This is a genomic window from Variovorax sp. OAS795, assembly GCF_040546685.1.
Classification (GTDB): domain Bacteria; phylum Pseudomonadota; class Gammaproteobacteria; order Burkholderiales; family Burkholderiaceae_C; genus Variovorax.
The window spans coordinates 3,622,279-3,648,236 of record NZ_JBEPOH010000001.1 but is presented as its reverse complement, the minus strand read 5'-3'; the positions used below and the strand labels follow the sequence as shown (position 1 = coordinate 3,648,236).

Genomic DNA, 25,958 nt, shown 5'->3' with positions numbered 1-25,958 from the left:
GATATTCTCGGGCATGACTTCCGTTTCCACCGCGCTGGCGGGCGCCGAGCCGCTCGATGTCCAGCGCATCTCGGCGATCTCGCTCGACCTCGACGACACGCTGTGGCCGATCTGGCCGACCATCGAGCGTGCCGAGACCGTGCTGCAGGAATGGCTGTTGCGCGAAGCGCCCAAGACCGCGTCGCTGCTGCTGACGCCGGGCGTCCTGCGAGAACTGCGCGAAGCCACGGCCAAGGAGCGGTCGGACCTGGCGCACGACCTCAGCGCGCTGCGCCGCGAATCGATCCGCACGGCGCTGAAGCGCGCGGGCGAAGACCCGGCGCTGGCCGATCCGGCCTTCGATGCCTTCTTTGCCGAACGCCAGCGCGTGACCCTGTACGACGATGCGCTGCCGGCGCTCAAGTGGCTCAGCGAGCGCTATCCGCTGGTGGCCATTTCGAACGGCAACGCCGACGTCCACCTGACCGGCGTGGGCCGCTGGTTTCGCACTGCGTTCAACGCGCGCGCCTTCGGCAGCGGCAAGCCGCATGCGCCGATCTTCCGCGCCGCCGCCGCATCGGTCGGCCTGCTGCCCAAGGACGTGCTGCACGTGGGCGACGACGCGGAGCTCGACGTCGTGGGCGCGCTCAACGCCGGCATGCAGGCCGCCTGGCTGGTGCGCGACGAGCGGCCGTGGGTGCACGGTGCGCGTCCGCAACTGATCGTGCCGAACCTGCACGCGTTGTGCGTGGCGCTCGGCGCCTGACTTTCCGTTCTACGAGAACACGGGGCGGAAGAAGCTGCGCTCGTAGCTCAGGATGCAGCGCGTGTCTTCGGCATACCTGAAGGCCGCCTGGCACTCGGGGTCCCGCATCGAATCGGCGCGGTACTGTTCGTAGGCCGCCAGGCTCGGGAAGCTGAACATTGCCAGCGCCACGTTGTTCGCGCCTTCCGACGGCAGGAAGTAGCCGTGGTGTTGCCCGCCGAACTTCTCGACCAGCGGGATCCAGAGCTTGCCGTAGTGCTCGAATTCCTTGAGCTTGTAGGGATCGACGATGTAGCGCAGGTAGCAGGTGACCATGGTTCTTTCCGTGAAGGGCAAGCGGCTGTCGGGTGTTCAGTCCAGCTTGAAATGCGCGCGCAGCGCCGCGCAGAATTCGGCGGTGCCGCCGAGCGAGAAGGTCACGGTGTCCAGTTCCGGCGTTTCGCGCGCCTGCTGCAGGTCGAAGTCCCAGGCCGCCCCGTCTTCCAGGGCGCCTTGCGCTTCCGGAAAATTGGCGTTGGCCCAGGCCAGGACCTGCGCGACTTCGGCCAGCACCTCGCGCGTCTTCGTGGGCGATGTCGTCGCCATCGCGTCGAAGGTGCCGTGGCCTTCGGTGTCTTCGCTGTAGTCGAAATCCAGGTAGCGCAGTTCGGTCATGGTGAAGTCGATGCATGGGCTGCGGCCAGTCCGCTGCGGACTGCGCCTTCGAGTGTGGCGGGGTAGGGGCCTTCGGTGTAGTCGCCGCAGGCCTGCAACCCCGGCGCGATTTTCGCTGGGGGCCGTACGAGCCCCGGCGTGCAGGCGAAGGTGGCGCGCTTCTCGACCACGGTCTGCACGGGCTGCAATCCGGCCTGGCCCAGCTGGGTTGCGGCTTGTGCAATGGCTTGGTGTTCCAAGGCTTCGCGCGGCGTGTCGTTCGCGCTCACGACCATCGCCAGCACGCCTTCGGGACCGCCGAGCTGGCCGCGGTCGAACACGAACTGGGCCGGCGCGGCCTTGGGGTCGCTGCGCAGCGCCAGCATCGGCTCCGCGAGCGGCGTGGCGCCGCGCAGGTAGATCGTGGCGATGGCCTCGAAGCGCAACGCCTCGGTGGTGTCGCACCAGCGGTCGGCGGAAAGACCCGAGGCGCGAACGAGCCGCGTGGCGTCCCACGGCGCACAGGCCAGGACCACGTTGTCGAATCGCTCGCCATCGACACGCCATGTCGCGCCCTCGGGCCAGATCGCATGCACGCGGACGCCGATGCGCAGCGTGGCCTCATGTCGGGCGAGCCACGCCAGGGCGGCATCGGGCAAGAGCGCGCCCAGGTCCGCGCGTGGAAGCAGCAGGTCGGCACCGCCGCTGCCGCTGAAGAGCGCGTCGTGCAGCACCCGCAGGAACACCTCGCCGCTGGACTGGTCGACCGGGGTGTTGAGCGCGGAGACGCACAGCGGCGCGATCAGCTCTTCCATCACGCGCGGCGTGAGGCCCGCGCAGAGCGTGGCCACGGTGGTGCCCGGGTCGCAGCGGAACCCGCGCAGGCGCCATTGCACCGCGGTGCGCAGCAGCGTGGACTTGTCCCGCCAGGTCCAGCCCTCTGCCGTGAAGATGCCGGCCAGCAGGTCGAGCGGCGCCGGCAGCCGCGGCAGCTTCAGCCCGCCGCCATCGGCGAAGCGCAGCGAGAGCGGCAGCCGGAGCAGCGCCTGTTCCACGTCGACACCGACATCGCGCATCAGCTGCAGGGTGGCGGTGTAGGCGCCGATGAGGATGTGCTGCCCGTTGTCCAGCGTCAGCCCATGCATGCGGTCGACGCGCCGCGCGCGCCCGCCCGCCATGTGCGCCGTCTCGAACAGCGTCACGGCCTGGCCGAGCCGCGTGGCTTCGACCGCGCAGGCGAGGCCGGCCCAGCCGGCGCCGATGACGGCGGTCTTCAAATGCGCCCCAGCGCCTGGACTTTCCACGCCAGCCAGAACTTGCGCACCGGCGTCAGGCTCACGCGCTGGTTCAGCACCTGGAAGTCGTCACGCTCGATCTCGCGCAGCAGCGTGCGATAGATGCTGGCCATCATGAGGCCGGGCTTCTGCGTGCGGCGGTCGGCGGCGGGCAGCAAGGCCAGGGCCTCGTCGTACGCCGCATGCGCGCGCTGGGCCTGGAACTTCATGAGCGCCACGAAGCGCTCCGAATGCACGCGGTTGAGGATCTCGTGCGCCTTGACGTCGAACTTCTGCAGCTCGTTCACGGGCAGGTAGATGCGGCCGCGCAATGCGTCTTCGCCCACGTCGCGAATGATGTTGGTGAGCTGCAGCGCCAGCCCGAGCTTGTGCGCGTAGGCGGTGGTCTGCGCATCGGTCTGGCCGAAGATGCGCGCCGCGACTTCGCCCACCACGCCCGCCACCAGGTGGCAGTAGCGCGCGAGGTTCGGAAAGTCGAGGTAGCGCGTCTGGTCGAGGTCCATCTGGCAGCCGTCGATCACCTCGTTGAGCTGCCGGGGCTCGATGCCGTAGGCGGCGGCATGCGGCACAAGGGCCTGCATCACCGGGTGGCGCGGCGGGCCGGAGAAAGACTGCGCCACCTCCGTGCGCCACCAGGCCAGCTTGGTGGCCGCCACGCCAGGGTCGCTGACCTCGTCGACAACGTCGTCGATCTCGCGGCAGAAGGCATAGAACGCGGTGATCGCGGCCCGGCGCGGCTTGGGCAGAAACAGGAAGGCGTAGTAGAAACTGCTGCCCGAGGCGGCGGCCTTATCCTGTACGTATTGCTCGGGAGTCATCGGAAGGGCGCTTTCATGGCCGGCAATTGTCTCCGCATCCGGAGGGCGCGCCAGGCCAGCAAGGGCGCGTCGGATCTGCCGATCGTGGGGCGCTGCGAGAAGGTGTCGAAGCCCAGGTCTTCGATCTTGTCGAGGATGCGCAAGCCGCCCTGGACCACGAAGCGCAGCTCCCAGCCCGTGCGGCCGGGCAGGCGATGGACCAGCGGCGCACCCCGGGCCATGAGCTCGCGGGCCCAGGCGCATTCGATCGCGATCAGGTTGATGGCTTCCTGCGGCGGGGGCGCGTCGCCAAGCGGCATGAAGGCCCTGAAGCTTTCGGGCGTCAGGCCGCGGCGGGCGCAATCGGACAGCGGCGCGTAGAAGCGGCCGCGCGGCAGGTCCACGCTCGTGTCCTGCCAGAAATTGATGAGTTGCAGCGCGCTGCAGATGGCGTCGCTTTGTTCCAGCGCCTTCGCGTCGTGCACGCCATACAGGTGCAGCAGCAGGCGGCCGACGGGATTGGCGGAGCGGCGGCAGTAGTCGAGCAGCTCGGCGCGGTCGGCGTAGGTTCCGCCGCCGCTCGTCTTCTCGATGTCCTGCATGAAGGCGCTCAGCAGGTCGGCCAGCAGGGCTTCGGGCAACTCGAACTGCGCGATGCTGTGGGCCAGCGGTCCGAACACGTAGGGCCAGCGCGCGGAGCCGGGCACGCTCCCGCGCGCGGCGGCGCGGAGCTCTTCGCGATAGGCCCGAAGGTCTTCCAGCCGCTCCTCGGGCGAGGCATCGCCTTCGTCCGCGATGTCGTCCGCCGTGCGCGCGAAATGGTAGATCGCCGCTATCGGCGGTCGCAGGTGGGGTGGGCACAGCCAGGAGGCCACGGGGAAATTCTCGTAATGCGCCGGCGGCGCGGCAATGGGTGAGGGTTCAGGCACGCGGCAATTGTCCGCGACACGCGCGGCGGCACTATGCTCGCGGCGTCAGCTCCCAATCCAATTCCAAGATTCCATGAATGCACAGGCACAGGTTCCGGCCGTCCAGAGTCCGACGCACGGCGAGGCGTCTCATGCGGCGGGACCGGGCCTGACGCTTGCGGCGCTGGGCGTGGTGTTCGGCGACATCGGGACCTCGCCGCTCTATGCCTTCAAGGAAACGCTGAACCCCGAGCATGGCGTGGCGTTTTCGCCCGATACGGTGCTGGGCCTGCTCTCCCTGATCTTCTGGGGCCTCCTGTTCGTGGTCACGCTCAAGTACGTGGTGTTCGTGCTGCGTGCCGACCACGACGGCGAAGGCGGGATTCTTGCCCTGCAGGCGCTTGCGCGCAGCGCGGCCGGGGGGTCCCAGGCGCGGCCGTGGCTGTGGAACGCCATCGGCGTGCTCGGCCTCGTCGGCGCTGCCATGTTCTACGGCGACAGCCTGATCACCCCGGCCATTTCCGTGCTGTCGGCGGTCGAGGGGCTGGAGGTGCAGGCGCCGGTGCTGCAGCGTGCGGTGATCCCGGTCACCATGCTCATCCTGCTGGGGCTCTTTGCGGTGCAGCGCAAGGGGACCGGCGCGGTCGGCAAGGTGTTCGGCCCTGTCATGGTGCTGTGGTTCGGGGTGCTCGCCGTCGCGGGCGGCTGGCAGGTGCTGCAGCATCCGCAGGTGCTGGGCGCGCTCGATCCGCGCCGGGCCATCGGCTTCCTGGTCGAGCACCGGCTGCAGTCGCTCGCGGTGCTCGGCGCGGTGTTCCTGGCCTTCACTGGCGGCGAGGCGCTGTACGCCGACATGGGCCACTTCGGCACGCGGGCGATCCGGCGCGCGTGGCTCTTCATTGCGCTCCCGGGGCTGGTGCTGAATTATTTTGGCCAGGGCGCCCTGGTGCTGGCGGATCCGTCGGCCATCGACAACCCCTTTTTCAGGCTCTTTCCCGCCTGGGGCGTCTTGCCGATGGTGGTGCTGGCGGCCATGGCCACCGTGATCGCCTCGCAGGCGGTGATCTCGGGCGCTTTTTCGCTCACGGCCCACGCCATGCGCATGGGCTACCTGCCGCGCATGCGGGTGGTGCAGACCTCGGGCGCGGCCATCGGCCAGATCTACGTGCCGGTGGTCAACTGGCTGCTGATGACCGGGGTGCTGTTGCTGGTGCTGGGGTTTCGCAGCTCGGAGGCGTTGTCGGCGGCCTACGGCATCGCGGTGTCGATCACGATGGTGACGACCACGCTGCTGGCAGGCATCGTGGCCTGGGGGCTTTGGCGCTGGAACCGGGTGGCGGTGGTGCTCGGGGTCGCGGCCTTCGCCCTGGTCGACCTGACTTTCGTCGCGGCCAACAGCCTCAAGATCGCCGAAGGCGGCTGGCTCACGCTGGCCGTGGCGGCCGGGGTGATGGTGCTCTTCACCACCTGGTCCAAGGGGCGCCGCCTGGGGCTGGAAGCCGCCATGGCCGAAAGCCTGCCGCTCAGGCCCTTCTTCGAGTCGCTCGCGCTCGACATGCCGCACAGGGTGAAGGGCACGGCAGTGTTCCTGAACGCCGACGCCACGGCGGTGCCCCATGCCTTGCTCCACAACCTCAAGCACAACCAGGTGCTGCACGAGCAGGTGATCGTGCTGCGCGTGCTGGCCTGCGACACGCCGCGCGTCGATGCGCGCCTCCGCATCGAGGCCGAGCACCTGACGGATTGCATCTGGGTGGTCACGGCGCGCCATGGCTTCATGGAGCGGCCCGACGTGCCCGAGTTCATGCGGATCTTCGCCTACCAGAAAGGGCTGGCCATCGATTCGATGAAGACCTCGTACTTCGTCTCGCGGGCGTCGGTCGGCGAGGAGAACCTCCCGGGCATGAACCCCGTGCGCCGCGCGCTCTTCGGTTGGCTGCAGCGCAACGCGGGGAGGGCGTCGGACTATTTCGAGCTTCCGGACAACCGTCTGGTCGAAATGGGGCAGAGAACCTAGCCGGCGTTCAAACCGCGATTGACAGCCCTTGAGGTTTACCCTAGATTACTAACCAGTGGGTCAGTAATTGACCAGGTTCGACCTTTCCAGGGTGTCTCATGACCGCCTCTTCCGGCTTTTCTCCTGCCCGCGGCGCCATTGCATGGCTGCTGCTTCCCGCCTTGTTCCTGGTCGGCTGCTCGCAGTCGAAACCAGCCGAGGAGCCCGTGCGAGCGGTCAAGCTGGTGACGGTGGGCACCAGCGACTTCGATGCCCAGCCCGAGTTCTCGGCCGAGGTCCGCGCCCGGGTCGAATCGCGTCTCGGCTTCCGCGTGGGGGGCAAGATCACCCGGCGCCAGGCCGAGCTCGGCCAGCATGTGCAGGCCGGCCAGGTGCTGGCCCAGCTCGACCCGCAGGACTACCGGCTGGCGGCCGATGCGGCGCGGGCCCAGCTCGCCGCGGCGCAGACCAACCGCGATCTCGCCGCGGCAGACCTCAAGCGCTACCGTGAACTGCGCGAGCAGAACTTCATCAGCGGCGCCGAGCTGGAGCGCCGCGAGTCCACCTGGAAGTCCGCGCAGGCCCAGCTCGAGCAGGCGCAGGCCCAGCTTTCGTCGCAGGGCAACCAGGCGAGCTACACCACGCTGGTGGCGGACGTCGCCGGCATCATCACCGCCATCGAAGCCGAGCCGGGGCAGGTGGTGCAGGCCGGAACGCCGGTCGTCCGCATCGCCCAGGACGGGGCGCGCGACGTGGTGTTTGCGGTGCCCGAAGACCGCGCCGGGCTGATCAGGCCCGGTTCGCCCGTCACGGTGCGCGGCTGGTCGGGCGGCGCCGAGCTGCAGGGCCAGGTGCGCGAGGTGGCCGCCAGCGCCGACGCGGTCACGCGCACCTATTCGGTCAAGGTGGCCATCGATGCGGCCACCTCGCCGCCGCTCGGTGCCACCGTCTATGCGCGCCCGCAGGCGCTGGCCCGCACCGGTGTCGCGGTCATGAAGCTGCCGACCAGCGCGTTGCGCCAGGAGGGCAAGGGCACCGCGGTCTGGGTGCTCGACAAGGCGACCATGACGGTGCGCTCGCAGCCGGTGCAGGTGGCCACGGCCGACGGCAACGAGGCCGTGATCGGCGGCGGGCTCGCGCCCGGCATGATGGTCGTGGCCGCGGGCGTGCACGTGCTCTCGCCAGGGCAGAAGGTCACCGTCTACCAGAGCAAGGAGGCTGCCGCGGCAGCCGCCAATGCGAAGGAGCCGGCACAGCAAGCCGGGGCCGCTTCGGCCACGAAGAAGGAGATCGCAGCAGGTGCGGCCAAATGAGCCAGGGCGCTGCGAACACCGACAAGCCCGCCGGCTTCAATCTCTCCAAATGGGCGCTGGACCACGCGCCGCTCACGCGCTACCTGATGGTGGTGCTGATGGTGCTGGGAGCCTTTGCCTACTTCCAGCTCGGGCAGGACGAAGATCCGCCGTTCACCTTCCGGGCCATGGTGGTGCGCACCTACTGGCCCGGCGCCACCGCGCAGCAGGTGGCCGAGCAGGTCACCGACAAGCTCGAGCGCACGCTGCAGGAGGCACCCTACGCCGACAAGATCCGCAGCTATTCGAAGCCGGGTGAGTCGCAGATCATCTTCCAGATCAAGGACTCGTCCAAGGCCGGCGACGTCGCCAATGTCTGGTACACGGTGCGCAAGAAGATCGGCGACATCCGCAACACCTTGCCCGCAGGCGTGCAGGGGCCGTTCTTCAACGACGACTTCGGCGACGTCTATGGCGTGATCTACGCGCTTGAAAGCGAAGGCTTCAGCTACGCCGAGCTCAAGACCCTGGCCGACGAGGTGCGCCAACAGTTGCTGCGCGTGAAGGACGTCGCCAAGGTCGACCAGTTCGGCGTGCAGGACGAGAAGGTCTACATCGAGATCTCGCAGAAGCGCGTGGCCCAGCTCGGGCTGGACTTCAGCGCGGTGCTGGCGCAGCTGGGCTCGCAGAACGCGGTGGAAAGCGCGGGCACGATCCAGTCGCCGCTCGACGTGGTGCAGGTGCGCGTGGCAGGGCAGTTCACCAGCGTGGAGCAGCTGCGCGAGATGCCGATCCGCGGCAGCTCGGGCAACCAGATCAAGCTCGGCGACATTGCCGACATCCACCGCGGCTACATCGATCCGCCGGCCGTCAAGGTGCACCACCAGGGCAAGGAAGTCATCGCGCTCGGCGTCTCCATGGCCAAGGGCGGCGACATCATCGCGCTGGGCAAGGCGCTGCGCGCCACCACCGCGACCATCGACCAGCGCCTGCCGGCCGGCGTGAAGCTCGCGCAGGTGCAGGACCAGCCGGTGTCGGTGGCCAGCTCGGTCAACGAGTTCGTCGGCGTGCTGATCGAGGCCGTGGCCATCGTGCTGGCGGTGAGCATCATCTCGCTCGGCCTGCACAAGGGCGGGCGCTTCGGCTGGTACATCGACGTCCGGCCCGGGCTGGTGGTGGCCATCACGATCCCGCTGGTGCTGGCCGTGACCTTCCTGGCCATGAACTACTTCGGGATCGGGCTGCACAAGATATCGCTGGGGTCGCTCATCATCGCGCTCGGCCTGCTGGTGGACGACGCGATCATCGCCGTCGAGATGATGGTGCGGAAGATGGAGGAGGGCTACGACAAGGTGCGCGCAGCCACCTTCGCCTACGACGTGACCGCCAAGCCCATGCTCACCGGCACGCTCATCACCGCCGCGGGCTTCCTGCCGATCGGCATCGCCAAGTCGGTGACCGGTGAATACACCTTCGCGATCTTCGCGGTGACGGTGATCGCGCTGGTGCTGTCCTGGATCGTCTCGGTGTACTTCGTGCCCTACCTGGGCACGCTGCTGCTCAAGGTGAAGCCGCACGACCCCGATGCGCCGCCGCACGAACTGTTCGACACGCCGTTCTACAACGCCTTCCGCCGCACGGTGAACTGGTGCGTGCAGCATCGTTGGCTGACCATCCTCGCCACGGTGTTCATCTTCGGGCTGGGCATCGTCGGCATGGGCAAGGTGCAGCAGCAGTTCTTCCCGGATTCGAGCCGGCCCGAGATCATGGTGGACATCTGGTTCCCCGAGGGCACCTCGTTCCCCGCGAACGAAGAGGTTGCCAGGCGGGTCGAGCAACGCATCATGAAGGAAGAGGGCGTGAAGACGGTGAGCACCTGGATCGGCTCCGGCGTGCCGCGCTTCTACCTGCCGCTGGACCAGGTCTTTCCGCAGACCAACGTCTCGCAGCTCATCGTGCTGGCCAAGGACCTGAAGGTGCGCGAAAGCCTGCGCATCAAGCTGCCGACCCTGCTGGCGCAGGAGTTCCCTGAAGTGCGCGGCCGCGTGAAGCTGCTGCCCAACGGGCCACCGGTGCCCTACCCGGTGCAGTTCCGCGTCATCGGCACCGAGCCTGCGCAATTGCGCATGCATGCCGACGAGGTCAAGGCCGTGCTGCGCGAGAACACCAACATGCGCGGCGTGAACGACAACTGGAACGAATCGGTCAAGGTGATCCGGCTCGAGGTCGACCAGGCCAAGGCGCGCGCGCTCGGCGTCACCAGCCAGGCAATCGCCCAGGCCTCCAAGACGATGTTCTCTGGCACCACCGTGGGCCAGTACCGTGAGAACGACCTCTTGATCGACATCGTGCTGCGCCAGTCCGCGGACGAGCGCGAGGCCATCTCGGACATCGGCAACGCCTACCTGCCCACCACCACGGGCCGATCGATCCCGCTGACGCAGATCGCGCGGCCGGTGTTCAGCTGGGAGCCGGGCGTGATGTGGCGCGAGAACCGCGACTACGCCATCACCGTGCAGGGCGACGTGGTCGAGGGCCTGCAGGGCGCGACCGTGACCGAGCAGCTGCTGCCGAAGCTGCGCCAGCTCGAAGCCGGCTGGCACGCGGCCGGCGAGGGCGCCTACCGCATCGAGGTGGCCGGCGCGGTCGAGGAAAGCAGCAAGGGCTCGGCGTCCATCGTGGCCGGCGTGCCGATCATGCTGTTCCTGGTGTTCACGCTGCTGATGCTCCAGCTGCACAGCTTCAGCCGTTCGCTGCTGGTGTTCATCACCGGGCCGATGGGCATTGCCGGGGTGGCAGGCGCGCTGCTGCTGCTGAACCGGCCCTTCGGCTTCGTGGCGCTCCTGGGCGTGATCGCGCTGATGGGCATGATCCAGCGCAACGCGGTGATCCTGATCGACCAGATCGAGAGCGACCGCGAGGCGGGCGTGCCGGCCTGGGACGCGATCGTCGAATCGGCCGTGCGGCGGCTGCGGCCGATCGTGCTCACGGCCGCGGCGGCGGTGCTGGCGATGATCCCGCTCTCCCGCAGCGTTTTCTGGGGCCCGATGGCCGTGGCCATCATGGGCGGGCTGATCGTGGCAACCGTATTGACCCTGCTGGCACTGCCGGCAATGTACGCCGCGGCGTTCCGTGTCAAGCGGGAGCCGAAAGAGGCTCCGATTAGCGCTTAAAATAGCGGGTTGACCGATTTCAGGCGGACGGTCTTTGGGCAGCGGCTACCCGTTGCACCAGGGCCGTCCGCTTTTGCATTCACCTGAAAAATGGCAATAGCGCGGGTGGCGAAATTGGTAGACGCACCAGGTTTAGGTCCTGACGTTCGCAAGAACGTGCCGGTTCGAGTCCGGCCCCGCGCACCAGCCACACCCCTCACAAGGAAGACACCATGACCGTGACCGTTGAAACTCTCGAGAAGCTCGAACGCAAGATCACGCTGACCCTGCCGGTCGGCACCATCCAGTCCGAAGTCGATTCGCGCCTCAAGAAGCTCGCGCGCACCGTCAAGATGGACGGCTTCCGTCCGGGCAAGGTGCCGATGAACGTCGTGGCCCAGCGCTATGGCTACTCGGTCCACTACGAAGTCATGAACGACAAGGTCGGTGAAGCCTTCTCGCAAGCCGCCAACGAAGCCAAGCTGCGCGTGGCCGGCCAGCCCCGCATCACCGAGAAGGAAGAGTCGCCCGAAGGCCAGCTGGCCTTCGACGCCGTCTTCGAGGTGTTTCCCGAAGTCAAGATCAACGACCTGGCCGGTGCCGAAGTCGAGAAGCTCTCGGCCGAAGTGGGCGACGACGCGATCGACAAGACGCTCGACATCCTGCGCCGCCAGCGCCGCACCTTCGCCCAGCGCGCGCAAGACGCCGTGGTGCAGGACGACGACCGCGTGACGGTCGACTTCGAAGGCAAGATCGACGGCGAACCCTTCCAGGGCGGCAAGGCCGAAGACTTCCAGTTCATCGTCGGCGAAGGCCAGATGCTGAAGGAATTCGAAGATGCCGTGCGCGGCATGAAGTCCGGCGACAGCCGCACCTTCCCACTGTCGTTCCCGGCCGACTACCACGGCAAGGACGTGGCCGGCAAGCAGGCCGACTTCATGGTCACCGTGAAGAAGATCGAAGCCTCGCACCTGCCCGAAGTCAACGAACAGCTGGCCAAGTCGCTCGGCATTCCCGACGCAACGGTCGAGGGCCTGCGCGCCGACATCAAGAAGAACCTCGAGCGCGAAGTGAAATTCCGCCTCTTGGCCCGCAACAAGAATGCCGTGATGGACACCTTGCTGGCCAACGCCGAGCTCGACCTGCCGAACGCCAGCGTGCAATCGGAAGTGAACCGCATGGTCGAAGGCGCCCGTGCCGAGCTCAAGCAGCGCGGCATCAAGGACGCGGACAAGGCGCCGATCCCCGACGAAGTCTTCCGCCCGCAGGCCGAGCGCCGCGTGCGCCTGGGCCTCGTGGTGGCCGAACTGGTGCGCGCCAACAACCTGCAGGCCAAGCCCGAGCAGATCAAGGCCCACATCGACGAGCTGGCCGCCAGCTACGAAAAGCCCGCCGACGTCGTGCGCTGGTATTTCAGCGACAACAACCGCCTGGCCGAAGTCGAGGCCGTGGTCATCGAGAACAACGTGACCGAGTTCGTGCTCGGCAAGGCCAAGGTCAACGAAAAGTCCGTGACGTTCGACGAACTGATGGCACAGCAGCAGGGCTGATCGCCACCCGGCAGCCGCAGACGCGAATGGGGCTTGTGCTTTGCGGCACGAGCCCCATTTCACTCAGGCGTACAGTCAGAAACGAACAGCGAACGAACCCCTTCCGGAGAGCAAATCAATGAGCGCACAGGAAATCACAGGCCTCGGCATGATCCCGATGGTCATCGAGCAGTCGGGCCGCGGCGAGCGGTCCTACGACATCTACTCGCGTCTTCTCAAGGAACGCATCATCTTCCTGGTGGGCGAAGTCAACGACCAGACCGCCAACCTCGTGGTGGCGCAGCTGCTGTTCCTGGAGAGCGAGAACCCGGACAAGGACATTTCGTTCTACATCAACTCCCCGGGCGGCAGCGTGAGCGCCGGCATGGCCATCTACGACACCATGCAGTTCATCAAGCCCGACGTGTCGACGATGTGCATCGGCTTTGCGGCCAGCATGGGCGCCTTCCTCCTGGCGGCCGGCGAAAAGGGCAAGCGCTTCTCGCTGCCCAATTCGAAGATCATGATCCACCAAGTGCTCGGCGGCGCGCGCGGCCAGGCCACGGACATCGAGATCCATGCCCGCGACATCCTGCGCACCAAGGACCAGATGAACCGCATCCTGGCCGAACGCACAGGCCAGCCGCTCGAAAAAGTCAAGTCGGACACCGAACGCGACTATTTCCTGACGGCGGACGAAGCCAAGGACTACGGCCTGGTCGACCAGGTCATTGCAAAACGCAGCTGATCGGCAAGCCCGCCCCGCGGCGCCGGTGGCGCCAAAAAGGCACAAACGGCGTTTTCCACGAGGGAAACGCCGTTTTTGTTTAGTTATCATTGTCCCTACCCCTTTACGAGGCACCTGTCCATGGCCGAAAAAAAAGGCTCCTCCAGCGAAAAAACGCTTTATTGCTCGTTCTGCGGCAAGAGCCAGCATGAGGTCAAGAAGCTGATCGCGGGCCCTTCGGTCTTCATCTGCGACGAGTGCATCGATCTTTGCAACGAGATCATCCGCGACGAGCTCCCGGCCGGCGACGAGGCGCGCGAGGCGCGCAGCGACCTGCCCACGCCGCTGGAGATCAAGACCAACCTGGACAACTACGTGATCGGCCAGGAGCCGGCCAAGCGCATGCTGTCCGTGGCGGTCTACAACCACTACAAGCGCCTGCGCCACAAGGAAAAGGCCAAGGGCGACGACGTCGAGCTCAGCAAGAGCAACATCCTCCTGATCGGCCCCACGGGCTCGGGCAAGACGCTGCTGGCGCAAACGCTCGCCCGCATGCTCGACGTGCCCTTCGTCATGGCCGATGCCACCACGCTGACCGAAGCCGGCTACGTGGGCGAAGACGTCGAGAACATCATCCAGAAGCTGCTGCAAAGCTGCAACTACGAGGTCGAGCGGGCCCAGCGCGGCATCGTCTACATCGACGAAATCGACAAGATCTCGCGCAAGTCGGACAACCCCTCCATCACCCGCGACGTGTCGGGCGAGGGCGTGCAGCAGGCGCTGCTGAAGCTCATCGAAGGCACCATGGCCAGCGTGCCGCCCCAGGGCGGGCGCAAGCACCCGAACCAGGACTTCCTGCAGATCGACACGACCAACATCCTGTTCATCTGTGGCGGCGCCTTTGCCGGCCTCGAGAAGGTCATCGAGAACCGCACCGAAGCCTCTGGCATCGGCTTCGGCGCCTCGGTCAAGAGCAAGGCGCAGCGCAGCATCACCGAGGTGTTCCGCGAAGTCGAGCCCGAAGACCTGATCAAGTTCGGCCTGATCCCCGAACTGGTGGGCCGCATGCCCGTGGTGGCTTCGCTGGCCGAGCTCAGCGAAGACGCGCTGGTGCAGATCCTGACCGAGCCCAAGAATGCCGTCGTCAAGCAGTTCACGAAGCTGCTGCAGATGGAGGGCGTCGACCTCGAGATCCGTCCCGCGGCGCTCAAGGCCATTGCGCGCAAGGCGCTTGCGCGCAAGACCGGCGCGCGGGGACTGCGCTCCATCCTCGAGCAATCGCTGATCGACACCATGTTCGAGCTGCCGAATGCCACCAACGTCGACAAGGTTGTGGTCGAAGAATCCACAATCGATGAAAACAAGCCGCCGCTCCTCGTGTACCGCGAGGCGGCCAAGAAGGCCTGAATGAACGCGGCGCCGGCGCTTTCCACCGAGGCCGCCGGCGCCTTCGACAAAGAACGTGTGCACGGGCTTGAAATGCCCGCCGGCCCATCCATCTTTGCCTGATCAATCAAAGGATATTCATGTCCGGTCATACCCCCCTGCCTGCCGACGCGATCGACCTGCCGCTGCTGCCGCTGCGCGACGTCGTCGTGTTCCCCCACATGGTGATCCCGCTCTTCGTGGGGCGGCCCAAGAGCATCAAGGCACTCGAGCTGGCCATGGAGGCCGAGCGCCGCATCATGCTGGTGGCGCAGAAAGCCGCCGCCAAGGACGAGCCCTCGGTCGAGGACATGTTCGAGGTCGGCTGCGTCTCCACCATCCTGCAGATGCTCAAGCTGCCCGACGGCACCGTGAAGGTGCTGGTCGAGGGCCAGCAGCGCGCCCGCGTGAACCGCATCGACGACGGCGAGACCCATTTCACCGCCAACGTGACGCCGGTCGAGGCGCCTGAAGGCGGCGAAAAGGGCACCGAGGTCGAGGCGCTGCGCCGTGCCGTGATGCAGCAGTTCGACCAGTACGTCAAGCTCAACAAGAAGATCCCGCCCGAGATCCTTACCTCGATCTCGAGCATCGACGATCCCGGCCGCCTGGCCGACACCATCGCGGCCCACCTGCCGCTCAAGCTCGACAACAAGCAGGCCGTGCTCGACCTGGCCGACGTCAAGTCGCGCCTGGAGAACCTGTTCGGCCAGCTGGAGCGCGAGGTCGACATCCTCAACGTCGACAAGAAGATCCGCGGCCGCGTGAAGCGCCAGATGGAAAAGAACCAGCGCGACTTCTACCTCAACGAGCAGGTCAAGGCGATCCAGAAGGAGCTCGGCGAAGGCGAAGAGGGCGCGGACATCGAGGAGATCGAGAAGAAGATCAAGCTCGCCAAGATGCCCAAGGAAGCGCTCAAGAAGGCCGAGGGCGAGCTCAAGAAGCTCAAGCTGATGTCGCCCATGTCGGCCGAAGCCACGGTGGTACGCAACTACATCGACGTGCTGGTGGCCCTGCCCTGGAGCAAGAAGACCAAGATCAAGCACGACCTGGCCAATGCCGAGGCGGTGCTCAATGCCGACCACTACGGCCTGGAGAAGGTCAAGGACCGCATCCTCGAATATCTCGCGGTGCAGCAGCGCGTCGACAAGGTGAAGGCGCCGATCCTCTGCCTGGTGGGCCCGCCGGGCGTGGGCAAGACCTCGCTCGGGCAGTCGATCGCCAAGGCGACCGGCCGCAAGTACACCCGCATGGCGCTGGGCGGCATGCGCGACGAGGCCGAGATCCGCGGCCACCGCCGCACCTACATCGGCGCTCTGCCGGGCAAGGTGCTGCAGGGCCTGAGCAAGATCGGCACGCGCAATCCGCTGTTCCTGCTCGACGAGATCGACAAGCTCGGAACCGACTTCCGCGGCGACCCGTCGAGCGCGCTGCTCGAGGTGCTCGACCCGGAGCAGAACCACACCTTCGGCGACCACTACGTCGAGGTCGACTTCGACCTGTCCGACGTGATGTTCGTCGCCACCTCGAACTCGATGAACATCCCGCCGGCGCTGCTCGACCGGATGGAAGTCATCCGCCTCTCGGGCTACACCGAGGACGAGAAGACCAACATCGCGATCAAGTACCTGCTGCCCAAGCAGATGAAGAACAACGGCGTGAAGGAAGACGAGCTGCTCGTCACCGAAGAGGCCGTGCGCGACATCGTGCGCTACTACACGCGTGAAGCCGGCGTGCGTTCGCTGGAGCGCGAGCTCTCCAAGATCTGCCGCAAGGTGGTGAAGGCCCTGCTGCTCAAGAAGATGACGCCGAAGGTCACGGTCGACGGCAGCAACCTCAACGACTTCCTGGGCGTTCGCAAGTACAGCTTCGGCCTCGCCGAGAAGCAGAACCAGGTCGGCCAGGTGGTCGGGCTGGCGTGGACCGAAGTGGGCGGCGACCTGCTCACCATCGAGGCCGTCACCATGCCCGGCAAGGGCGTGATCAGCCGCACCGGTTCGCTCGGCGACGTGATGAAGGAATCGGTCGAGGCCGCGCGCACCGTGGTGCGCAGCCGCTCGCGCCGCCTGGGCATCAAGGACGAGGTATTCGAGAAGCGCGACATCCACATCCACGTGCCGGACGGCGCAACGCCCAAGGACGGCCCGAGCGCGGGCGCCGCGATGACCACGGCCTTCGTGTCGGCGCTCACCGGCATCCCAGTGCGCGCGGACGTCGCCATGACCGGCGAGATCACGCTGCGCGGCGAGGTCACGGCCATCGGCGGCCTGAAGGAAAAACTGCTGGCGGCGCTGCGCGGCGGCATCAAGACCGTGCTGATTCCCGAAGAGAACGCAAAAGACCTTCAGGACATTCCCGAGAACGTGAAGAACGGCCTCGAGATCGTGCCCGTGAAGTGGATCGACAAGGTCCTGGAGATCGCGCTCGAGAAGATGCCCGAACCCTTGTCCGACGAAGAGGTTGCTGCCTCCGCCGCTGCCGTGGCCGAACTGGCCAAGCAGCGCGAAGCGCGTGCCTCCGAAGGCTCCGTCAAACATTGATCGGCGGAACTTGCCGGGCCCCGAAAAAGTGTTCTATAATTCGAGGCTCGAAACGCGGGAATAGCTCAGTTGGTAGAGCGCAACCTTGCCAAGGTTGAGGTCGAGAGTTCGAGACTCTTTTCCCGCTCCAGTTTTTGAAAAAGGGAAGCACTGCTTCCCTTTTTTTCGCGAGTTCGATTTCGTTTTTCAGCAGCGTGGCGCGATAGCAAAGCGGTTATGCAACGGATTGCAAATCCGTCCAGCCCGGTTCGACTCCGGGTCGCGCCTCCACCATCTCCTGATCAATTCGATCCACCCTCCTTCAAAAAACAGCCCCGCCAACCTGCGTTGCCGGGGCTCGTTTCGTTTGGGTTATCGTCGATGTTCAAACCCGAGGCCCGGATGGTGAAATTGGTAGACACATCGGACTTAAAATCCGCCGCTTCCTTAATCGGGGCATACGGGTTCGACCCCCGTTCCGGGCACCATATTTAGACAAGGGAGCACTCCATGCCTCGTTACAACGCTCCATTCGAGATCCACGTGCACGGCGACGTGGCGCTGCGGTCCGACGTCACCTTCGACCAGATCCAGGAAGCGCTCAAGCCGCTCTGGGCCTATTCGGGCGCCAAGTCGCTGGCCGACGGTGCCACGAGCACCTACGAAGAAGAGCCCGGCATCCGTTTCGAGCAGAAGGAGCACATGCTCCAGATGTGCTGGACCGTGCCGGGCGATGACGACTTCCGCCAGGCCCTCGATGAAATGTGCATGGCCCTCAATGAACTGTCGGAGCGCGGCGCCGCCATCGAAGTCACCTTCTACGACACCGACTTCGACGAGGAAGAGGGCGACCCGGACGAAGAATCGCGCGACGATTTCCTGATGCTGTTCGTCGGCCCGAATCCGGCCGCGATCATGCAGGTGCAGCGCGACCTGCTGGTGGAAGACGTCGTCAACCTGATGGAACGCCACTTCGATGGCGCCGAGCTCGGCGGCGTGGTGGCCGAGATCGACCGGCTCTTCAGCGACCGCTTCGACGCGCTCGTGAATTCGCTCGAGATCGGCAAGCGCCCGCGCGGCACGGGCGGCAGTGGCAGCGGTGGTGGACATGGCGGCGGACGCCGTCCGCGCCACCTGCACTGACACGGGTCCATCCGACTCACGGCGCCGCGATTTCACCGCCGCATGGCGCTGTTCCCGTCTTCTGCCCTGAACCCTGGCGTGCGCAAGCGCGAGGTGTTCGGCTGGGCGATGTACGACTTCGCCAACTCGGGCTACACCACCGTCGTCATCACGGCGGTGTTCGCCGCCTACTTCGTCGGTGGCGTCGCCAAGGGCGCGCCCTGGGCCGCCTTTGCATGGACCGCGGCGCTCAGCGTCTCCTATGCCATCGTGATGCTCTCCATGCCCGCCATCGGGGCTTGGGCCGACCGCCGCGCGGCCAAGAAGCGCGTGCTGGCCGTGGCGACGGCGGGCTGCGTGCTCGGCACGGCCGCACTGGCGCTCACGCCGGGCTTTTCGGGCACCACGGGCGTCGCGGTGGCCATGGGCCTGGTGATCGTGTCGAACACTTTCTATTCGTACGGCGAATCGCTGACCGGCGCGTTCCTGCCCGAGCTCGCCACGGCCGAGGGCATGGGAAAGGTCAGCGGGTGGGGCTGGGCCTTCGGCTACGTCGGCGGCATGCTGGCGCTCGGCACGTGCCTGGCGTACGTGCTGGCCTCGCAGGCAAAGGGGCTGCCGGCATCGCACTTCGTCCCGGTCACGATGCTGATCACGGCCGCCATCTACGGCACGGCCGCTTGCGCCACCTTTGCGCTCCTGCCCGAGCGCGCGAGGCCCCGTGCGACCGACACCGCATCGAGCGCCTGGCGGCAGTTGCGGGCCACGTTCCGCGAGGCACGCGCCTACCGCGACTTCATGTGGCTCCTGGTCTGCACGGTGTGCTACCAGGGCGGCGTGGCAGTGGCCATCACGCTCGCGGCGATCTATGCCGAGCAGGTGATCGGCTTCGTGGCGAGCGAGACCATGGTGCTGATCTTCGTGCTCAACATCGCGGCCGCGGTCGGCGCCTTTTCGTTCGGCTATGTACAGGACCGCATCGGCCACAAGATCGCGCTGGCCGGCACGCTGGTGGCATGGATCGCGGTCTGCGTCATCGCGGCCCTGGCGACCACCAAGGGCGCCTTCTGGTGGGCCGCCGCCATCGCCGGGCTTGCCATGGGCTCCAGCCAGTCGGCTGGCCGCGCGATGACCGGCTACCTTGCGCCGCCGCGGCAGCTGGCCGAATTCTTCGGGCTCTGGACTTTTGCGACGCGGCTCGCGAGCATCATCGGCCCGCTGATGTACGGGGCCATCACCTGGGCCGCGGGCGGCAACCAGCGCATTGCCATTCTCTCGACGGCGGTGCTGTTCATTGCAGGGCTCGTGCTCCTGCTGCCCGTCGACATGGCGCGCGGCCGGCAAGCCGCGCTGCGCAATCGCTAGGCCCTGCGGCTCAGGGCATCTGCTGCTGCAGCAGCTTGGGCACCCGGTAGCGCTCGCCGTCGTAGCGCAGCGTCACGGTGTTGAACCGCGCGGGGGCGGCTTTCTCGGTGCAACCCTGGTCTTCCTGCGGCTGCGCATGGCTCTGGACCAGCGTGCGCGCGAGCTGGAGGTCGGCATAGCCGTTGCTGGACGATTTGCCGACCGACAGCATGGTGCGCAGCTTCTCGAAACGGCCGCTGCAGGTGCTGTCCCACTCGCCGCTGTCGCGGTCGAGCTCGACTTCCTGCAGCACCTGGCGCAGCTTGTTGCCGTGGTGCACGTAGAGGCGGATGGTTTCGCTCGCGGCCGAACTGCCCGGCGCCGTGCCCCTGTAGCGCACGCGCACCCCGAAGGCGCGCGTGTCGGAAGCCAGCACATAGCGCGAAGTGTCGATGCGGATGTCCTGGATGGCGGTCGCCTTGTCCTCGTCCAGCGCCTCGGGCTGGACGATCCGGCCGATCACCATGTCGCGCTCGGTGTTGCCGTTGTCGGGCCGCTGGATCAGCAGCAGCTCCAGGTCGAAGATCCTGGCACCCGTGCTGCTGGTCTCGCGCGGCACCGGCAGCACCACGATGCTGCGTCCCGGAAACGCCGGCCAGGGCTTGCATGCCGCCAGGCGTTCGTCGAGCACGCGGGTCGGATGCAGCTTGGCGTGCATGCGCTCGGCCAGTCCGCTCTCGCAAGCGGCATGGACGAGGCCCGCGCCCGAAAGGCACAGCACGGGCACAACGAGGCGCAAGGCGGTGCGCATGCGGATCGGCGTCACGCGGCGGCCGTTGCCGGTGCATCGCTCGGCCGCGGCTGCCGCAGCCAGTGCGCGGCTGCGGCTTCGAGCACGGCAAGATCGCCGCTGCCCTGCAGCAGCAGCCCGCCCTGGCCGCCGTCCGCCAGCTGGCCAAGGGAGGCCAGCACGCGGCGGGTCTGCTGCGCGACGGGTGCACCGGTATCGATGAAGCGGAGCGAGGGCGGCGCATGGCGCTGCAGTTCGCTCTTCACGAGCGGGTAGTGCGTGCAGCCGAGCACGACGGTGTCGACTTCGCCCGTCGCATGTCCGAACGGACCGGCCTCGGCCATGTAGCGGGCGCAGAGCGCCTCGATGGCCGCGGTGTCGAAGCCTTCGATGGCCTTCACGAGGCCGTCGCATGGCACGGCGCGGACCGTCGCGGTGCCCGCGAAAGAATCGCGCAGCGCGGCATATTTGGCGCTGGCCAGCGTCCCGCGCGTGGCCATGACCGAGATGTGTCCCGTGCGGCTCGTCGCCACCGCGGGCTTGAGCGCGGGCTCCAGGCCCACGATGGGCAAGGCCGGATGCTCCGAGCGCAGCAGGTGGATCGCCGCCGTGGTGGCCGTGTTGCAGGCCACCACCAGCGCCTTGATGCCGTGCGCGTCGATGAGCTGCGCGGCCACCTGGCGCGAACGCTCGGTCACATAGGCGTCGCCGCGCTCGCCGTACGGCGCGAAAGCCGTGTCCGCAAAGTACACGAAGCTTTCGTGCTGCAGCTCGGCACGCAGCGCCGCAAGCACGCTGAGGCCGCCCACGCCGCTGTCGAAGACACCTATGTGAGGCATCAGAAAACCTCCGTGCTGCGCACTGCGGTGCACGCGCCTTCGGGCGGCCGGGCGTCGCTCAAGCTTCTTCCATCATGATGGTCTTGAACTCGCCGCTCGCAATGCGCTTCTGCCACTCGGCCGGGCCGGTGATGTGCGCGCTGGTTCCGCCGGCATCCACCGCCACCGTCACGGGCATGTCGACGACGTCGAATTCGTAGATGGCTTCCATGCCCAGGTCTTCGAAGCCCACCACCTTGGCGGTCTTGATGGCCTTGCTCACCAGGTAGGCGGCGCCGCCCACGGCCATAAGGTAGGCGCTCTTGTGCTTCTTGATGGCCTCGATGGCCACGGGGCCGCGCTCGGCCTTGCCGATCATCGCGATCAGGCCGGTTTCGGCCAGCATCATCTCGGTGAAGCCGTCCATGCGCGTGGCGGTGGTCGGGCCCGCGGGGCCCACGGCCTCGTCGCCGACCGGGTCGACCGGGCCGACGTAGTAGATGACGCGGTTGGTGAAGTCCACCGGCAGCTTCTCGCCCTTGGCCAGCATGCCCTGGATGCGCTTGTGCGCGGCGTCGCGGCCGGTCAGCATCTTGCCGTTGAGCAGCAGCGTCTCGCCGGGCTTCCAGCTCGCCACTTCGGCGGGCGTGAGCTTGTCGAGGTCGACGCGCTTGCTCTTGTTGGCGTCGGGCGCCCAGTTCACGTCGGGCCAGAGGTCCAGCGAGGGCGGATCGAGGTAGACCGCGCCGCTGCCGTCCATCACGAAGTGCGCATGGCGCGTGGCCGCGCAATTGGGAATCATCGCCACCGGCTTGCTGGCCGCGTGGGTCGGGTACATCTTGATCTTGATGTCGAGCACGGTGGCCAGGCCGCCCAGGCCCTGCGCGCCGATGCCCAGTGCATTGACCTTCTCGTACAGCTCGATGCGCAGCGCCTCCACCTTGCTGAGCTCGGCGCCCGAGGCTTTCTTGGCCTGCAGCTCGTGCATGTCGAGGTCGTCCATCAGGCTTTCCTTGGCCATCAGCGCGGCTTTCTCGGCGGTGCCGCCGATGCCGATGCCCAGCATGCCCGGGGGGCACCAGCCGGCGCCCATGGTCGGCACCGTCTTGAGCACCCAGTCGACCACGCTGTCGCCGGGGTTCAGCATGACCAGCTTGCTCTTGTTCTCGCTGCCGCCGCCCTTGGCCGCGACCGTCACTTCGACCGTGTTGCCCGGAACGATCTCGGTGAAGATCACCGCGGGCGTGTTGTCCTTGGTGTTCTTGCGGTCGAACTGCGGATCGGCCACCACCGAGGCGCGCAGCGTGTTGTCGGGATGGTTGTAGCCCCGGCGCACGCCTTCGTTGATGGCGTCGTCCAGCGAACCGGTGAAGCCGCCCCAGCGCACGTCCATGCCCACCTTGAGGAACACGTTGACGATGCCGGTGTCCTGGCAGATCGGGCGGTGCCCGGTCGCGCTCATCTTGCTGTTGGTGAGGATCTGCGCAATGGCGTCCTTGGCGGCGGGGCTCTGCTCGCGTTCGTAGGCGCGGGCCAGGTGGGCGATGTAGTCGGCGGGGTGGTAGTAGCTGATGTACTGCAACGCGGCGCTGATCGATTCGATCAGGTCGGCCTGCTGGATCGTGGTCGTCATGGTGGGGGATGCTTTTTGGGAGTGTGGAAACGCCCCCCGATTATCTCAGCCGGCGCGCCGACCCCGGCGGGGTATGGCATGGGTCAGGCAGCGGGCGTATCGTGGGCCGGGCGGCGGGGCCAAAGTCCTCGCCAGATGCGAGCCATTCTTATCGGCGCCATACTCGCCACACCCAAGACTGCGGAGCTTCCTTCATCATGACGACTTCCCCCAAGACCCGTGCCGAGCGCGACACCTTCGGCCCGATCGACGTGCTGGCCGACAAGCTGTGGGGTGCGCAGACACAGCGCTCGCTGCAGAACTTCGACATCTCCGGCGAGCAGCAGCCGCGCGAGATCATCAAGGCGCTGGCGCAGGTGAAGCGCGCGTCGGCCGTGGTCAACCACGCGCTCGGCCTGCAGGACGAGAAGAAGACCCAGGCCATCGTCGCCGCGGCCGACGAAGTCATCGCCGGCAAGCATCCGGGCGAATTTCCGCTCGTGGTGTGGCAGACCGGCTCGGGTACGCAGACCAACATGAACGTCAACGAGGTGCTGGCCAACCGCGCCAGCGAACTGCTCGGCGGCGAACGCGGGGAGGGGCGCCTCGTGCACCCCAACGACGACGTGAACCGCAGCCAGTCGAGCAACGACGTGTTCCCCACGGCCATGCACGTGGCCGCCGTCGAGGCCATCACGCACAGGCTGCTGCCTGCCATCGCGAAGCTGCGCGGCACGCTCGATCAAAAGGCCAAGGACTTTGCCGGCATCGTGAAGATCGGCCGCACCCACTTGCAGGACGCCACGCCGCTCACGTTGGGCCAGGAGTTCTCGGGCTATGTGGCGCAGCTGGCGCACGGCGAGGCGCATGTGCGTGCCGCGCTGCCGCACTTGTGCGAGCTGGCGCTGGGCGGCACGGCCGTCGGCACCGGGCTCAACGCGCCCAAGGGCTACGCCGAGCAGGTGGCGGCCGAGCTCGCCACGCTCACGGGCCTGCCCTTCGTGACTGCGCCCAGCAAGTTCGAAGCCATGGCCAGCGTCGATGCGCTGGTGCATGCGCACGGCGCGCTCAAGACGCTCGCGGCCAGCATGAACAAGATCGCCAACGACGTGCGCTGGCTCGCGAGCGGGCCGCGCAGCGGCATCGGCGAACTCAGCATCCCCGAGAACGAACCCGGCTCGTCGATCATGCCGGGCAAGGTCAACCCGACGCAGAGCGAAGCCATCACGATGCTGGCGGCCCAGGTGTTCGGCAACGACGTCGCCATCAACATCGGCGGCGCCTCGGGCAACTTCGAGCTCAATGTGTTCCGCCCGATGGTGGCGCACAACTTCCTGCAGAGCGTGCGCCTCCTGGCCGACGGCATGGTGAGCTTCAACGACCATTGCGCCGTGGGCATCGAGCCGAACCGCGAGCGCATCACGGAACTGGTGCAGCGATCGCTCATGCTCGTGACCGCGCTCAACACGCACATCGGGTACGACAAGTCGGCCTACATCGCGAAGAAGGCGCACAAGGAAGGCACGAGCCTGCGCGAAGCGGCCATCGCTTCGGGCCACCTCACGGCCGAGCAATTCGACCAGTGGGTGGTGCCCGAGAACATGACCGGTCAGTAGCCGACCGTGTAGCGCTGGCGCGAGTGCGCCGGCTTTTCGAGTTCGTCGATGAACGCGATTGCGTAGTCCTCGAAGCTGATCCAGCTGCGGCCCTCGGCGCTCACCAGCAGGTCGTCCGTGCCCAGGCGGAACTTGCCCGTGCGCTCGCCTTCGACGAATTCGGCGGAAGGCGAGAGAAAGGTCCAGTCGAGTTCCTTCTCGCTGCGCAGCGTGTCCAGGAACGCGCCGCCCGCGGAGGCCTCGGCCTTGTAGGCCTCGGGAAAGTTCGGCGTCTCGATCACCTTCAGCCCCGGCGCCGCGAACAGGCTGCCGGCGCCGCCCACCACCAGCAGGCGCTTCACGCCGGCGCGCTTTGCCGGCTCGATGATGGCGGCCGCCGGCACGGTGGAAAAGTGCGCGGCGCTGAACACGGCGTCGTGCCCGGCCAGCGCCTTCTCGAGCGCGGGCGCGTCGAGCACGTCGACGTCGATGGCCTTCACGTTCGCGCGGCCCGAGAGCTTGTCGCTCGCCTTGCGTGCGATGGCCGTCACGGTGTGTCCGCGGCGCAGGGCCTCTTCGAGAAGTCGGCCACCGGCACGTCCGGTGGCGCCAATGATGGCGATGTGGCTCATGAATGCTCCTGGAATGTTGATGCGAAGAGACTCATCTTAGGTTTCTGCTTTCGAAAGAAATACCTCGAAATGCGCGCTTGTTTATTCCTAAAATCGTTCGAATGGACCGATTGAATGCAATGCGGGTGTTCGTCACGGTGGTGGATTCGGGCAGCCTTTCGGCCGCGGCCGACAAGCTCGATCTTTCGCGGCCGGTGGTCACGCGCTATGTGGCCGAGCTCGAGCAGTGGACCGGCGCGCGCCTCTTGCACCGCACCACGCGCCGGCTGAGCCTCACGGCGGCCGGCGAAGAGCTGCTGCCGCGCTGCCGCCAGGTGCTCGAACTGGCGGGCGACATGCAGGCCGCGGTGCGGCATCCGGCGGAGGCGCCCCAGGGCCAGTTGCGCGTCACCTGCAGCACCTCGTTCGCGCAGGCGCAGCTGGCGGGCGCCGTGGCCGACTACGTGCGGCTCTATCCCGGCGTGGCGGTCGACCTGGTGCTGCTGGACCGTGCGGTGAACCTGGTGGACGAGCGCATCGATCTCGCCATCCGGGCGGCAGCGGAAATCGATCCGAACCTCATCGCGCGGCGGCTCACCGATTGCCGTTCGGTGGTCTGCGCGTCACCCGCCTACCTGAAGGAGCACGGCCGGCCGTCGCGGGTCGAGGAACTGGCCGAGCGCAATTGCCTCACGCATTCGTACTTCGGGCGCAGCCTCTGGAATTTCACGCGCAAGGACACCGGGGAGCCGGTGTCCGTGGCCGTGGGGGGCAACCTGTCGACCAACGATGCGGTGAGCCTGATGCACCTTGCGCGGGCCGGTGCCGGCATTGCGATGCTGCCGACCTTTCTCACGGCCGGCCACTTGAAGGCTGGTGAACTGGTGCCGCTCTTTGCCGAATGCGAACCGCAGGTGGTGGGCTTGTACGCGGTGTATGCGTCGCGCAAGCACATGCCGGCCGCGCTTCGCACGATGCTCGACTTCCTCGCCGCGCGGTTCACCGGCGTGCCCGCGTGGGACCTGCCGCCCGCGGGCTAGCACCGGCC

The 25,958-nt window shown here is 66.9% G+C and carries 21 protein-coding genes and 4 tRNA genes; 16 read left to right on the top strand and 9 right to left on the bottom strand.

Annotated features, from left to right (window positions below):
* The first annotated feature begins 13 nt into the window (after positions 1-13).
* On the top strand, positions 14-745 hold the full coding sequence (locus tag ABID97_RS17655) for an HAD family hydrolase (protein WP_354399714.1): 732 nt from the start codon (positions 14-16) through the stop codon (positions 743-745).
* 9 nt (positions 746-754) lie between these two features.
* Here the strand turns inward: ABID97_RS17655 and ABID97_RS17650 are convergent, their stop codons facing one another.
* From ABID97_RS17650 to hpnC, 5 genes are read right to left on the bottom strand one after another with little or no spacing between them, the layout of a single operon-like run.
* Positions 755-1,060: an NIPSNAP family protein gene (locus ABID97_RS17650; RefSeq protein WP_354399713.1), complete on the bottom strand. Its 306-nt coding sequence runs from the start codon at positions 1,058-1,060 to the stop codon at positions 755-757.
* A 36-nt stretch (positions 1,061-1,096) separates the two neighbouring features.
* The gene (locus ABID97_RS17645; RefSeq protein ID WP_354399712.1) at positions 1,097-1,399 is read right to left on the bottom strand and encodes a hypothetical protein; all 303 of its coding nucleotides are present in this window, start codon (positions 1,397-1,399) and stop codon (positions 1,097-1,099) included.
* Positions 1,396-2,655, bottom strand: a complete 1,260-nt coding sequence (gene hpnE / locus ABID97_RS17640; RefSeq protein WP_354399711.1) for a hydroxysqualene dehydroxylase HpnE — start codon at positions 2,653-2,655, stop codon at positions 1,396-1,398. Before hpnE ends, ABID97_RS17645 begins: the two co-directional genes overlap by 4 nt.
* On the bottom strand, positions 2,652-3,491 hold the full coding sequence (gene hpnD, locus ABID97_RS17635; RefSeq protein WP_354399710.1) for a presqualene diphosphate synthase HpnD: 840 nt from the start codon (positions 3,489-3,491) through the stop codon (positions 2,652-2,654). The genes hpnE and hpnD overlap by 4 nt, the downstream gene beginning before the upstream one ends.
* Positions 3,488-4,345 carry a squalene synthase HpnC gene (gene hpnC, locus ABID97_RS17630; protein WP_354399709.1) on the bottom strand — a complete coding sequence of 286 codons (858 nt, stop codon included), beginning with the start codon at positions 4,343-4,345 and terminating at the stop codon, positions 3,488-3,490. Before hpnC ends, hpnD begins: the two co-directional genes overlap by 4 nt.
* Positions 4,346-4,472: 127 nt before the next feature.
* On the opposite strand from hpnC, the gene ABID97_RS17625 reads away from it, so the two are divergent.
* The 13 genes from ABID97_RS17625 to ABID97_RS17565 all read left to right on the top strand — a co-directional run bounded on the left by ABID97_RS17625 (position 4,473) and on the right by ABID97_RS17565 (position 19,505).
* A complete protein-coding gene (locus ABID97_RS17625) occupies positions 4,473-6,395 on the top strand; it encodes a potassium transporter Kup (RefSeq protein ID WP_354399708.1) in 1,923 nt (640 codons plus the stop codon).
* A 98-nt stretch (positions 6,396-6,493) separates the two neighbouring features.
* On the top strand, positions 6,494-7,687 hold the full coding sequence (locus tag ABID97_RS17620) for an efflux RND transporter periplasmic adaptor subunit (protein ID WP_354399707.1): 1,194 nt from the start codon (positions 6,494-6,496) through the stop codon (positions 7,685-7,687).
* On the top strand, positions 7,684-10,839 hold the full coding sequence (locus ABID97_RS17615) for an efflux RND transporter permease subunit (RefSeq protein WP_354399706.1): 3,156 nt from the start codon (positions 7,684-7,686) through the stop codon (positions 10,837-10,839). The genes ABID97_RS17620 and ABID97_RS17615 overlap by 4 nt, the downstream gene beginning before the upstream one ends.
* Before the next feature lie 99 nt (positions 10,840-10,938).
* Positions 10,939-11,025 (top strand) — tRNA-Leu (locus tag ABID97_RS17610).
* Positions 11,026-11,051: 26 nt separating this feature from the next.
* Complete coding sequence (tig, locus tag ABID97_RS17605) at positions 11,052-12,368, top strand: trigger factor (RefSeq protein ID WP_354399705.1); 1,317 nt, start codon at positions 11,052-11,054, stop codon at positions 12,366-12,368.
* Positions 12,369-12,486: 118 nt separating this feature from the next.
* Positions 12,487-13,095 (top strand): ATP-dependent Clp endopeptidase proteolytic subunit ClpP, encoded by a 609-nt coding sequence (gene clpP, locus ABID97_RS17600; protein WP_354399704.1) that lies wholly within the window; start codon positions 12,487-12,489, stop codon positions 13,093-13,095.
* Positions 13,096-13,215: 120 nt separating this feature from the next.
* The gene (clpX, locus tag ABID97_RS17595; RefSeq protein ID WP_307581188.1) at positions 13,216-14,481 is read left to right on the top strand and encodes an ATP-dependent Clp protease ATP-binding subunit ClpX; all 1,266 of its coding nucleotides are present in this window, start codon (positions 13,216-13,218) and stop codon (positions 14,479-14,481) included.
* 119 nt (positions 14,482-14,600) lie between these two features.
* Complete coding sequence (lon, locus tag ABID97_RS17590) at positions 14,601-17,039, top strand: endopeptidase La (RefSeq protein WP_354399703.1); 2,439 nt, start codon at positions 14,601-14,603, stop codon at positions 17,037-17,039.
* Positions 17,040-17,093: 54 nt separating this feature from the next.
* A tRNA-Gly gene (locus tag ABID97_RS17585) sits at positions 17,094-17,169 on the top strand.
* Positions 17,170-17,235: 66 nt separating this feature from the next.
* Positions 17,236-17,309, top strand: a tRNA-Cys gene (locus ABID97_RS17580).
* Between the two features lie 105 nt (positions 17,310-17,414).
* Positions 17,415-17,506 (top strand) — tRNA-Leu (locus ABID97_RS17575).
* Between the two features lie 22 nt (positions 17,507-17,528).
* Entirely contained in the window at positions 17,529-18,161 is a 633-nt protein-coding gene (locus tag ABID97_RS17570) for a DUF6806 family protein (protein WP_354399702.1), read from the top strand.
* A 42-nt stretch (positions 18,162-18,203) separates the two neighbouring features.
* Complete coding sequence (locus tag ABID97_RS17565) at positions 18,204-19,505, top strand: MFS transporter (RefSeq protein ID WP_354399701.1); 1,302 nt, start codon at positions 18,204-18,206, stop codon at positions 19,503-19,505.
* Positions 19,506-19,515: 10 nt separating this feature from the next.
* Here the strand turns inward: ABID97_RS17565 and ABID97_RS17560 are convergent, their stop codons facing one another.
* The 3 genes from ABID97_RS17560 to ABID97_RS17550 are packed head-to-tail and all read right to left on the bottom strand — an operon-like array spanning position 19,516 to position 22,725.
* Complete coding sequence (locus ABID97_RS17560; protein WP_354399700.1) at positions 19,516-20,310, bottom strand: PA3715 family protein; 795 nt, start codon at positions 20,308-20,310, stop codon at positions 19,516-19,518.
* Complete coding sequence (murI, locus tag ABID97_RS17555; RefSeq protein ID WP_354399699.1) at positions 20,307-21,113, bottom strand: glutamate racemase; 807 nt, start codon at positions 21,111-21,113, stop codon at positions 20,307-20,309. The genes ABID97_RS17560 and murI overlap by 4 nt, the downstream gene beginning before the upstream one ends.
* Before the next feature lie 58 nt (positions 21,114-21,171).
* On the bottom strand, positions 21,172-22,725 hold the full coding sequence (locus tag ABID97_RS17550; RefSeq protein WP_354399698.1) for a fumarate hydratase: 1,554 nt from the start codon (positions 22,723-22,725) through the stop codon (positions 21,172-21,174).
* A 197-nt stretch (positions 22,726-22,922) separates the two neighbouring features.
* Between ABID97_RS17550 and fumC the strand changes: the two genes are divergently transcribed.
* On the top strand, positions 22,923-24,320 hold the full coding sequence (gene fumC, locus ABID97_RS17545) for a class II fumarate hydratase (protein ID WP_354399697.1): 1,398 nt from the start codon (positions 22,923-22,925) through the stop codon (positions 24,318-24,320).
* Here the strand turns inward: fumC and ABID97_RS17540 are convergent.
* Positions 24,314-24,931 (bottom strand): NAD(P)-dependent oxidoreductase, encoded by a 618-nt coding sequence (locus ABID97_RS17540; protein WP_354399696.1) that lies wholly within the window; start codon positions 24,929-24,931, stop codon positions 24,314-24,316. The two genes, fumC and ABID97_RS17540, sit on opposite strands and share 7 nt — an antisense overlap.
* A 101-nt stretch (positions 24,932-25,032) precedes the next feature.
* On the opposite strand from ABID97_RS17540, the gene ABID97_RS17535 reads away from it, so the two are divergent.
* The gene (locus tag ABID97_RS17535) at positions 25,033-25,950 is read left to right on the top strand and encodes a LysR family transcriptional regulator (RefSeq protein ID WP_354399695.1); all 918 of its coding nucleotides are present in this window, start codon (positions 25,033-25,035) and stop codon (positions 25,948-25,950) included.
* Positions 25,951-25,958: the final 8 nt, after the last annotated feature.